General features: G+C 61.7%; 2 protein-coding genes and 2 riboswitches. Of the genes, one reads left to right on the top strand and one right to left on the bottom strand.

Annotation, left to right across the window (positions count from 1 at the left end; translation table 11 throughout):
- Positions 1-2003: TonB-dependent receptor (locus tag VFU66_RS03495; protein WP_326444846.1), on the bottom strand; the 2003-nt coding region annotated here is incomplete at its 3' end.
- Between the two features lie 9 nt (positions 2004-2012).
- Positions 2013-2187, bottom strand: a riboswitch (cobalamin riboswitch).
- A 147-nt stretch (positions 2188-2334) separates the two neighbouring features.
- A riboswitch (cobalamin riboswitch) is annotated at positions 2335-2542 on the bottom strand.
- A gap of 497 nt (positions 2543-3039) precedes the next feature.
- Here VFU66_RS03495 and VFU66_RS03490 point away from each other — a divergent pair.
- Positions 3040-11661, top strand: a complete 8622-nt coding sequence (locus VFU66_RS03490; protein ID WP_326444845.1) for a beta strand repeat-containing protein — start codon at positions 3040-3042, stop codon at positions 11659-11661.
- Positions 11662-11821 lie beyond the last annotated feature (160 nt).

The raw sequence follows: 11821 nt of genomic DNA, 5'->3' as shown, positions 1-11821 counted from the left end.
CCGCGCGCAAAGAGGTGGTGCGTGATGCTGTACTCAATCTCCGCCTCCGCTCCCTGCGCGCGAAAGGCCATCGAATTGATGGTCGCGCCGTACTGCGCGGCGGGATCTCCGGCGGCGGCAAAGCCAAGCTGGACCAGCGCGGAGTGAGGCACGTATTCGACGCCGTTGGTGTACTGATTGTGGAAGTAAGTCAGGCCGATGCGGGCGCGACCGTTCCAGAGCTGCTGGTCCACGCCGCCATCGTAACTGCGCGAGGTCTCCGGGCCAATCGGCGAGACGTGATACTGCGCAATGAGCGCGGCTCCGTTCGGCTTCGCGGAGAGCAGGCTGTAGAGCGAGCTGTCCTGATTGGAGATATTCGGCTCTTTGATGCCTTTGCCGAAGCTGAAATGCAGCTTCGTGCCGCTGAGCCAACGCGCGGCCGAGGGGCGCGCAAGATACCAGGCAAGGGAAGCGCGCGGCGTCGCGGCAAAGCCGAAGAGCCCGTTCTCCTCAAGTCCGCTGCCGACGGTGTAGAAGAGGCGGTCGCGCAGTGATCCGGCAAGCTGGGTGGTGTAGCTGTAGTTGCCGCGTTCAATCGAGTTCGGCGTGCTGCCCTGGGAGAGCGTGTAGCCGCGCTCGTCCTCGTACTTGAACGCGCCCAGCGCGGCAATGCGCGGACTGAAGACGTAATCCGTCTGCGCGTAGACAAAGTCGCGCTTGCTCGGCGCGGTATATACGCTGGGATACGTCGAGCCGTAGCTTGCGCCATATTGAAAGATCGCCTGACCGCTGACACTGTAGCCATTCGCGCCGGTGATGGTGACAGGCTTGCCGAGGTAGAGATCGGTCGAAGGATCATAGATGCCGGTAGGCGCGTAGTCCGTGTACTGGAAGTTCAGCCGCAGGCCGCCATAGCGAATCTGATTGTGCCATTTGCCGGTGGCCTGGTTGTTCCACGCGGCGCTGTAGAAGCTCTCCTGCTCTTTGTAGCCAGCCGCGTCGGCGATGCCGTAGAGATCGAACGAGTTCGGCTGTCCTGCGGCGACGGCAAGATGCCGCACGGTGAAGCGCAGGCTGTTGGCCGCGTTCGGGCTCCAGCCAAAGTTGCCCGCATAGGTGGCGTTGTGGAACTGGTCGCGCGGCAGATTGTTGCGTGTGTCCATGCGCGTGAACTCGGAGAAGTAGTCGAGCTGCCGAAAGAGGCCGCTGGCGGCGACATCCTGACGATACGTGCCGAAGTTGCCCGCGTCGCCCGCGTAGGTAAACAGCGGCAGCGGCGTGGTGCCGCGCGCCGTCGTCAGGCTGACGACGCCCGCCAGCGCATCCGAGCCATACAGCGCGCTGTTCGGCTCGCGCAGCACTTCAATCTCCTGGACGCCCACTGTGGCGAGGTTGGCGAACTCGACCGCGCCGCCGATGTCGTTCGCCGGAACGCCGTCGATCAACACCTTATTGGCATTGCTGTTGCCTCCGCGAATGTAGAGGGCCGAGGTGCCTCCGGCCTGTCCGCTCTGCGTAAACTGAAGCCCGGGAACAAGCCGCAGCGGGTCGCGGACCTCGGTCGAATAGCGAAAGTCATCCGCTGTCAGCACTGTGACAGGCGCGCCGGTCTGGGCCACAGGCGTTGGTGTTCCATTAGCCGTTACCGTGACCTGCTGAGTAAGTGTTCCGGTGGCCAGCGTGAGGTCAATCTCCATCTGCGTGGACGAGGTGGCGAAGGTGGGCTGGCTGGTCGTGTCCTGAAACGTGGGCGCGGCAGCGCGGACGCGATAGAGCGCCGCAGCTTTGACATGAAACAGATAGTTGCCGGTTGCATCCGTTCTGGTCGTCTCTAAAACATTGGCGCCGGTCAGCAGCTCAACTTTTGCATGGGTGACGACGGCGCCCAGTGGATCTTTGACGGTGCCGCGAAGCGTGCCCTGAGCGGCGGCGGTGATCGGAAGTGAGAAGAGTAAGAGCGAGACGGTAAACAGGAAGGCGACGCGGACCATCGTCCGCGCAGTGCGAAGTAGCGAGCGCATAATTCCCCCTCGGGATCGTGGAGCAAGGCCGGTCTCCTGACTTCGCGCTTCGCCGAATCCGTGGCAGCCTTCCCGGAACACGTGGGTTCCAGTGGCATCTTCGCCTCGAATTCTCCGCGCTTACAGTTACGGGGTAGTGGCGGATTCGCACCGCCTTCCCGACACCTTGCCGGTTGGTGAATGGTTGCAGGCTGGACAGCCCAGCCCGGACGACAGATGCGCTCGCACGCGAATGCGCACGTGAGCAATCGGTGGGAAAGAAAAACAGGCAGCGATCGAGCCAGCGGAGTCTGGCGAGAATGCTCTTCAGCTCTCCCTTCGGAGCCGAATGAAGCCCGGTTGGCCTCTGGCAGGTCTCCTGACTTGCGCTTCGCTGAATTTCGACTCGCCTTCCCAGAGCACACGCCCCAGTGGCTTTGAACCGATCGTCGAAACTCTCCGCGCTTACAGTTACGGGGTAGTGACGGATTCACACCGTCTTCCCAGCACCAGATTAAAAAGAGGGTATCCCGGCTCGAACCCGGGGTCAAATTCCAGTTCCAGGTGCGGGCGCGATGCTTTACCCGGAGCGCGCAAGCGGACAAGCAAGTCACGCCCCATTCGCACTTGCAAAGTGCTGCACTACAACTTTCGAGGACTCACATGCACACGCCGTGCCATACCGCGCGCCGCCGCCGCACGACATGATGTTTCAGGAACATCGCGCTCCCGAATTGGCATCGAGGAAGACGTGTTTTCTGCATCCGTCGAGAGGATTTTGTAAATGCCTGAATTTCTGAATGCTTCCTGGGGCCATTCTGCTTTGTTCCGCCGGTCACAGCGGACATTCCGTGTCGCATCGACGTCCGGTCAGCGACAGTCTTGCCCTTCTGCCGGGAAGCTCGTTCTCTCGCGTCCTCCATCTGGTGAAGAAGCAATCGACGTGCCGCAAACTTCGACGAAAAATCAACGAGCATTAGAAAGATTTAATCGCCGGGAGACCAGCGCACACGCCGCGCTAAAGTCACGCGCGCTGGTCTGGGTCGCAATGATCCTCATGGCAGTCTTCTCGATTGCCACAGCCCATGCGCAGACGGCCACAACGACCACTTTGGTGGCAGCGCCGACAAGCACGGCCGACGGCACCGTCGTCACGTTGACGGCCACGGTCAAGGCCGGAGCAACTGCGCTGACCGGCGGCACCGTTACCTTCACCGACACCTACAACAGCGTTACGGAGACTCTCGGCACCGTGCAGGTGCAGTCGGCCAACGGCACGGCAGGCAACGCCGTGCTCAAGCAGGAGTTCGGCTGGATCGGAACGCATTCGATCGTGGCGAAGTTCAATCCGCCGTCGGCGTATCAGGCGAGCACATCAACGGCGCAGAGTGTCACCATCACCGGTCCATACCTTACGGCCACCAGCCTGGCGTACACGGGAACCGCGGGGAACTATTCGCTCACGGCGACGGTTGTAGGGGCGGGCAGCAACAGCCTCTCACCGACGGGCAGTGTCTCATTTCAGGACACAAGCAACGCCAACTATCTGCTGGGTTCGGCGTCACTTGGAGCCGGAACCATCGCGCAGAATACCGTGGCGGGCAGCACGTCGCCGGTAACAGTGGGTAATGGGCCTGACGGTGTGGCAGCGGGAGACTTCAATGGTGACGGCCTGATTGACCTCGCAGTACTCAACGGCAACAAGAAGACAATCAGCATCCTGATCGGAGATGGAGCGGGCGGATTCACGGCATCCGGGACGACCTATGCGACCGGAAATTCACCTGTCGCCATCGTTGCGACGGATTTCAATGGTGACGGCAAGCTCGACCTGGCCGTGGCAAACAGCGCCGATGGCACAATCTCGATTCTGTTGGGTAACGGCGACGGCACTTTTAAGAACCAGGCAGTGTACACGCTACCAAATCTCCTTCTGGTCGGGACGACCCCAACGGCCCTTGCGGTTGGCGATTTTAACGGCGATGGCATCCCCGATATTGCCGTCGCCGGCAGCATCCTGGTTGGCACGGTTGACATTATGCAAGGAGACGGGACCGGGGCCTTTTCCGCTCCTTTTCTACTCTCAGCGGCTGTCGGCAACGGGCCATCGTCCATCGTTGTGGGCGACTTCAATGGTGACGGCAAACTCGACTTTGCCGTCACGAACAAATCCTCTAATTCCATCAGCGTGATGCTTGGCGGCGGAAACGGCACCACGTTCAACCAGGCCACCGGGTCGCCAATCTCAACCGGTAGCAGTACCAGCCCTGCTGCTCTTGTAGCAGCAGACCTCAATGGCGACGGCAAACGCGATCTTGCTGTCGTTGAGAGCGGAAAAAATCGCATAGACATCTTCAAGGGAAAAGGAGATGGGACATTTACGTTGCAACCGTCGTCTCTCGCTACGGGAAGCTCGCCGACCTCGATTGTGTCCGGCGACTTTAACTCCGATGGAAAGATTGATCTCGCTGCGGGGAACACCATCTCAAAGACCCTGGGCATGTTCCTCGGCAACGGTGATCTGACCTTTCAATCGCAGACGACGGCCGGCGTAGGGTCCAATCCGATTGTGGGTGCGTCTGCGGACTTCAATGGCGACGGCACCTCTGACCTTGTCGTTGCCAACAACGGCAGCAGCACAGTCAACATCTTTCTCAACGAGATGACCGACACGGCGAGCGCGCTGTTGTCAGGCGTCTCCGTTCCCGGCGGCGGCACACACAACGTCGATTCCGTCTACGCGGGCGACACCAACTTCAGCGCCAGCACCTCTAACACCGTGGCTCTGACGGGAACCAATATCCCGACTTCGACGCTTCTCAACGCGAGCACAACGACTCCCTATTACAGTCAGCAGGTCGTATTTACCGCGACCATCGTTCCTGCGCTGGTGGGCAGCCTCGTTCCGACCGGCTCTGTGTCCCTCAAGGACGGTGCAACGGTCATCGGCGTCACTACCCCTTCCAGCGGCGTAGCGACGTTCAATATCAGCACACTGAGCATCGGCACTCACACCCTGACCGCCGTCTTTGCAGGAGACACCAACTACGTCGGCAGCACCTCGACTGCTATTACGGTTACGGTCGGCAAGGTGACACCCGTCATCACCTGGGCGAACCCGGCTTCCATCTCCTATGGCACCATCCTGTGGACGACACAGTTGAACGCCGTAGCTTCGGTGAATGGGGTCACCGTACCGGGCACCTATGCTTACACCTATAACAGCGGCACGCAGGCGATGGGCGCAATTCTCCCCGTTGGAACCTACACGTTGGGCGTTACCTTCACACCAACCAACACAACGTCTTATAACAACGCCACCGGCACCGCTACGATTCAAGTTACACAGGCCACGCCGTCGATCACCTGGCCCACGCCCGACCCCATTACCTTCGGCACGCCGCTCAACCTCATCCAGTTAAATGCCACCGCAGCGCGGACCACGCTGGTCCCGCTTGCCAGCTATTACAACGTCTACGGCATCTACACCAATGGAACCAGCTACAGCACCGGCGGATTTGACGGCGACGGAAATGCGTACTCTGCCAACTCGCTGGGTAGCGCGATTAACTGGAACGGCGTGACCTACACGCTGGGCCCGGCCAACGCGCCCGATGCTGTCTACGGCGACGGTACCACCGCAACCCAGATCTCGCTTCCCGCCGGTTACTATGCAACGTTGAACCTGCTGGGCGCGATGGTGAATAACGTCTCGCCGAACTATACCTTCAAAGTTACCTACACGGACGGCACCACGACCTCGCAGACCATCTACCTGAGCGACTGGGTACACTCGCTCAGTTGGCCGGGTGAGTCGTCGATCAAGTGCAACGTTTCCAGAGATACATCCGGCGGCGGCGTCGACGCCAACTCCACCTGCGTCTATGGCTACCAGATTACGCTTGACCCGACGAAGATCGTCCAGAGCCTGACGCTGCCGAACAACAGAAACATCCTCATGCTGGCCATGGGATTGACCTCGCAGCCTGTCGCGGGCACCTTTGTCTACAATCCTGCGTCGGGTACTACTCCCACCGTTGGAACCGACACGCTCTCCACCACCTTCACCCCGACCGACACCACGGACTACACCTCGGCCTCTGCATCGGTCTCGCTCGTCGTCAATCCTACGGTGACATCAACGACCTGGGCGACGCCTGCTCCCATCACTTATGGCACGCCACTCAGCTCAACGCAGTTGAACGCCACGGCTACGTACAACGCGGGCATGGTCATCCCGCCCGTTTCGACTTCCTATGACGTTGCAGCCATCTTCACCGACGGCACTACCTTCAATACAGCGGGTTTTGCCAATTCGAACAATGGTTACTCCGCCAACCAGCTCGGAAGTCAGATCGTCTGGAAAGGCACGACGTTCCCACTGGGCAATCCCAGCGTGCCGAATGGCATCTCCAGCGCAACGGTCCCGCTGCCGGCGTTGAGCGGCTATACGCTTTACCTGCTGGGCGCAGCCAACGGCAACCAGACCTCGCAGCCCTTCATCATCACCTACACCGACGGCTCGACTGCCACCACCAACCTGAGCCTTAGCTCGTGGAACAGCTATCAGGCTTACACCGGTGAGTCGATCGCAGCGACGACGACGTATATCGATACGCAGAGCGGTGGAAGCGCCTCCGGCACGTACAACGTCTATGGCTATCAGATCACGCTCGATTCCACGAAGACCCTCAAGAGCATCACCCTCCCCACCAACTCCAACATCACCATCCTGTCGATGGCGATCAGCACGCTGTCGAACCCGGCCACTCCGGCTCCCGGCACGTATGTGTACACACCACCGGCGGGAACGGTGTTGTCTGTTGGCACGCACACGCTCAACGTGGTCTACACTCCTACCGACACGACGACGTTCAAGAATGGCGGCACGGCCAGCGTCAATATCGTCGTCAACAAGGCCCCGCTCACGGTAACGGCGAACAACGAAACTGCAGTCTATGGCGCGGCCGTTCCTCCCTACACCTATACGATCACTGGATTCGTCAACGGAGACGCCCAGGCAACCGCTGTCACCGGCGCACCCACGCTGACCACATCTCCGGCAAGTCCGGTGAATGTGGGGACCTACCCAATCTCCGTAGCTTTGGGAACCCTTGCCTCGACCAACTACAGCTTCACCACGTTGACTCCCGGCACTCTCACGATCACGAAGGCAACGCCGGTGATCACGTGGCCTACTCCTGCGCCGATCACCTACGGCACGGCGCTCTCGGCAACGCAGTTGAACGCAACAGCCACACCCAGCGGCGGAACCTTCGTCTATAGCCCGGTTGCGGGCACCGTCCTGTCGGCAGGGACGCAGACGCTGAGCGTGACCTACACGCCGTCGAACGCGAACTACGCTCCCGCAACGGCGACGGTCCAGCTCACCGTCAATAAGATGTCACCGACGATCACCTGGGCAAACCCTGCACCCATTCCGTATGGCACGGCTCTCAGTGCAACCCAACTTAATGCAACGAGTTCAGTCGCCGGTGCATTTGCGTATTCTCCAGCCGCCGGAACTATCCTTCCTGCCGGATCGAATACGCTCTCCGTCACGTTTACGCCAACCGATACGACCAACTATGCAACCCAGGTAACTACCGTAACGCTCGTCGTTAATAAAGCCACCTCTACTATTACGTGGCCAACCCCCGCGCCGATTGTCTACGGCACGGCGCTCTCGGCGACGCAGCTTGCCGCAAGCAGCTCGGTAGCGGGCACGTTCGTCTACACCCCGGCAGCGGGGAGCATCCCGGCGGCAGGCAACGACACGCTCTCGGTGACCTTCACTCCGACCGACACGGCCAACTACACCACGGCCACGGCGACGGTGACGCTGTCGGTAGGCAAGGCGACGCCGGTGCTCACCTGGTCGACCCCGGCGGCGGTGCCCTACGGCACAGCGCTCTCCGGCACGCAGCTTGACGCGACCAGCTCCGTCGCGGGCACGTTCGTCTACACTCCGGCGGCAGGCGCGATCCCGGCGGCAGGCAACGACACCCTCTCGGTCACGTTCACTCCGACCGACACCGCGAACTACACCACAGCCACGGCGACGGTGACGCTGTCGGTAGGCAAGGCGACGCCGGTGCTCACCTGGTCGACCCCGGCGGCGGTGCCCTACGGCACGGCGCTCTCCGGCACGCAGCTTGACGCGGCCAGCTCGGTAGCGGGCACGTTCGTCTACACCCCGGCAGCAGGCGCGATCCCGGCGGCAGGCAACGACACGCTCTCGGTCACGTTCACTCCGACCGACACGGCGAACTACACCACGGCCACGGCGACGGTGACGCTGTCGGTAGGCAAGGCGACGCCGGTGCTCACCTGGTCGACCCCGGCGGCGGTGCCCTACGGCACGGCGCTGAGCTCGACGCAGCTCGACGCGACCAGCTCGGTGGCGGGCACGTTCACCTACACCCCGGCGGCAGGCGCGATCCCGGCGGCAGGCAACGACACGCTCTCGGTGACGTTCACCCCGACCGACACGACGAACTACACCACAGCCACCGCGACGGTGACGCTCACCGTCAATAAGGCTGTACCCGTTATTACCTGGGCCAATCCTGCACCGATTACCTATGGAACATCGCTTTCCAATACTCAGCTCAATGCGACCAGCCCCATCGCCGGGACCTTCACCTACAGCCCAGCCGCCGGAGCAGTTCCAGCCGCTGGCACCGACACCCTGACCGCGACGTTTACCCCAACCGACAGCACCAACTACTCAACGCAGACAGTCAGCGTCACCATCATCGTCAACAAAGCCGCTCCGGTGATTACGTGGTCGAACCCGGCCCCGATTGCCTATGGCACGGCGCTCTCGAACACGCAGTTGAACGCGACCAGCTCTGTTGCCGGTACCTTCACCTACAGCCCAGCCGCCGGAGCAGTTCCAGCCGCAGGCACCGACACCCTGACCGCGACCTTCACGCCAACCGACAGCACCAATTACTCGACGCAGACAGCCAGCGTGACCATCGTCGTCAACAAGGCTGCTCCAATCATCACGTGGGCCAACCCAGCACCGATCACTTACGGTACGGCGCTCTCCGGCACACAGCTCGACGCAACCAGCCCCATCGCCGGGACCTTCACCTACAGCCCTGCGGCGGGGACGGTCCTCTCCGCCGGATCGAACACTCTCTCGGTGACCTTCACTCCGACCGACACGACGAATTACACCACCCAGACCGCGACGGCGACACTTGTTGTCAACAAGGGCGCACCGGTGATCACATGGGCCACGCCCGCGCCGATTACCTACGGCACGGCGCTGAGCTCAACTCAGCTCGATGCGACGGCGTCGGTGGCGGGCAGCTTCGTCTACACGCCAGCGGCAGGGAGCATCCCGGCAGCAGGTTCGGACACGCTGAGCGTGACCTTCACCCCGACCGACACGGCGAACTACACCGCCCAAACTGCCAGCGTAACGCTTGCCGTCAATAAAGCGACGCCGGTCATTACGTGGGTCAATCCTGCGCCGATCACCTATGGCACGGCGCTCTCCTCGACGCAGCTTGACGCAACCAGCTCCGTCGCCGGCACTTTCACTTACAGCCCGGCCGCCGGAGCAGTGCCTGCCGCTGGTACGGACACGTTGACCGCGACGTTTACTCCTGATGACACGACCAACTACACCACCCAGACAGCCAGCGTCACCATCGTCGTCAACAAGGCGGCGCCGGTCATTACGTGGGCCAACCCTGCATCGATCACCTACGGCACAGCGCTGAGTGCGACACAGCTCAACGCAACCAGTTCCGTCGCCGGCACCTTCACCTACACCCCGGCTGTGGGTGTCGTTCCCGCCGCTGGCACGGACACGCTGAGCGCGACCTTCACGCCCGACGACACCGCGAACTACACGACCCAAACCGCCAGCGTCACCATTGTCGTCAGCAAAGCAACGCCCGTGATCACGTGGGCCAATCCTGCGCCGATCACTTACGGTACGGCGCTCTCCGGCACACAGCTTGACGCGACCAGCTCCGTAGCGGGCGCGTTCGTCTACACTCCGGCGGCGGGTACCGTTCTCTCCGCCGGAAACAACACGCTCTCCGTCACCTTCACCCCGACCGACACGGCGAATTACACGACCCAGACCGCCAGCGTGACCGTCACAGTCAACAAGGCCGCGCCGGTCATCACCTGGGCAACGCCCGCGCCGATCACCTACGGCACGGCGCTCTCCGGCACGCAGCTTGACGCGACCAGCTCCGTAGCAGGCGCGTTCGTCTACACTCCAGCCGCCGGAACAGTTCTCTCTGCCGGCCCGAATACGCTGAGCCTGGCCTTCACGCCAACGGACACGGCCAACTACACGACCGCGACCGCAACGGTCAACCTCGTTGTCATCGCTGCCTCGCCCGTCATCAACTGGAGCAATCCGGCGCCCATCATCTACGGCACGCCTCTCAGCTCCACGCAGCTCGATGCAACAGCCGCCACACCCAGCGGTGGAAGCATCGCCGGGACCTTTACCTACGCACCGGCCGCAGGCACTGTCCTCAGCGTCGGCACCCAACCGCTCACCGCCACCTTTACGCCTGACGACTCGACCGACTACACCACCGTCAAGAAGACCGTGACGGTCGATGTTCAACCGGCCACGCTCATCGTCACGGCCAACGATGCCACCAAGATCTACGGCACCGCGAACCCCACCTTCACCGGCACTATTACCGGCCAGCAAAACGGCGACACCTTTACGGAGAGCTTCTCCACCACGGCGGCCATACTCTCCGACGTCGGCTCCTATGCGATCGTTCCCGCGGCCTCCGGCACGAACATCGCCAACTACACCCAAACCGTCCACAACGGAACGCTCAGCATCACCAAGGCATCGGTCGTCTCGACGCTCAGCCTCAGCACCATCAATGTGCCGTTCGAAGTTCCCGTCACCATGACCGTGACCGTCAAGTCGGCCACCAGCGGCACGCCCACCGGCTCGGTCAGCTTCTTCGACAACGGCAACCTCATTGGCACCGCGCCGATCGTGGGCAACACCGCCACGTTCACGTCCGGCTCGCTAACGAATCCGCTGCCGGTCGGCAACAACGTCATCTCCACGCTCTATAGCGGAGACAACAACTTCTACGCCCAGACCGCCGGAGCCTCGAATGCAAGCGGCACCGTCCAGGTCACGCCGCTCGACTTCAGCATGGAGCTGACCAGCCCGGCTACGCTGCACGGAGTTTACGGCACCTCAGGAACCTATACCTTCCACATTGCGCCCATTGGCGGCAGCTATCCAGGCAAAGTCGTCATCACGGTCAACGGGGCCAACGGGCCTGTGCTGGCCACGTACACCTTCTCGCAGACCACGATCGGCATGTTCGGTGGGCCCGCAGACATTACCCTGAAGATTGCCACCCGCAAGCTTGCAGAGTTGGATCGTCCGGCCAACCCAGCCACTCCGCTCGGACCCATCGCACTCGGACTCTTCCTGGTGCCGCTGGCGTCCATCAAGCGGCTGCGTCAATCCAGCCGCAAGCTGGCCCGGGCCATCAGCCTGTCGGCGCTTCTGCTGCTCACCCTTGGCGGCATCGCATCGCTCACCGGCTGCGGCAGCGGCATCCCCAGCACGAACGATCCCATCATCATTACGGCAACCAGCAACGGCGTCTCGCACAGCATCGTCGTCAACTACCACATCGACAAGTCCAACCAGTAATCAGGAGCGTTTGGACTTGTCGCTGTGGAGTTGAAGACGATAAAACCCGGCAATGCTGATTGCTGTGCTCTGAATAATCAGCCTGGATCGAACCACTCAACGCATCCCACAAAGCACGTCATCTCGACTGAAGCAGCGCGACCGTATCGCGCTGCGCAGC

Origin of the sequence: Edaphobacter sp. (assembly GCF_035763405.1) — a bacterium.
Lineage (GTDB): Bacteria > Acidobacteriota > Terriglobia > Terriglobales > Acidobacteriaceae > Edaphobacter.
Note: the sequence above shows the minus strand (reverse complement) of the source record. Positions and strands in the feature narration are given on the sequence as shown.

What these genes read in the sequence shown, in the direction of transcription:
- VFU66_RS03490 (WP_326444845.1), top strand. Translation starts at nt 3,040, where the DNA reads ATGGCAGTCTTCTCGATTGCCACAGCCCATGCGCAGACGGCCACAACG.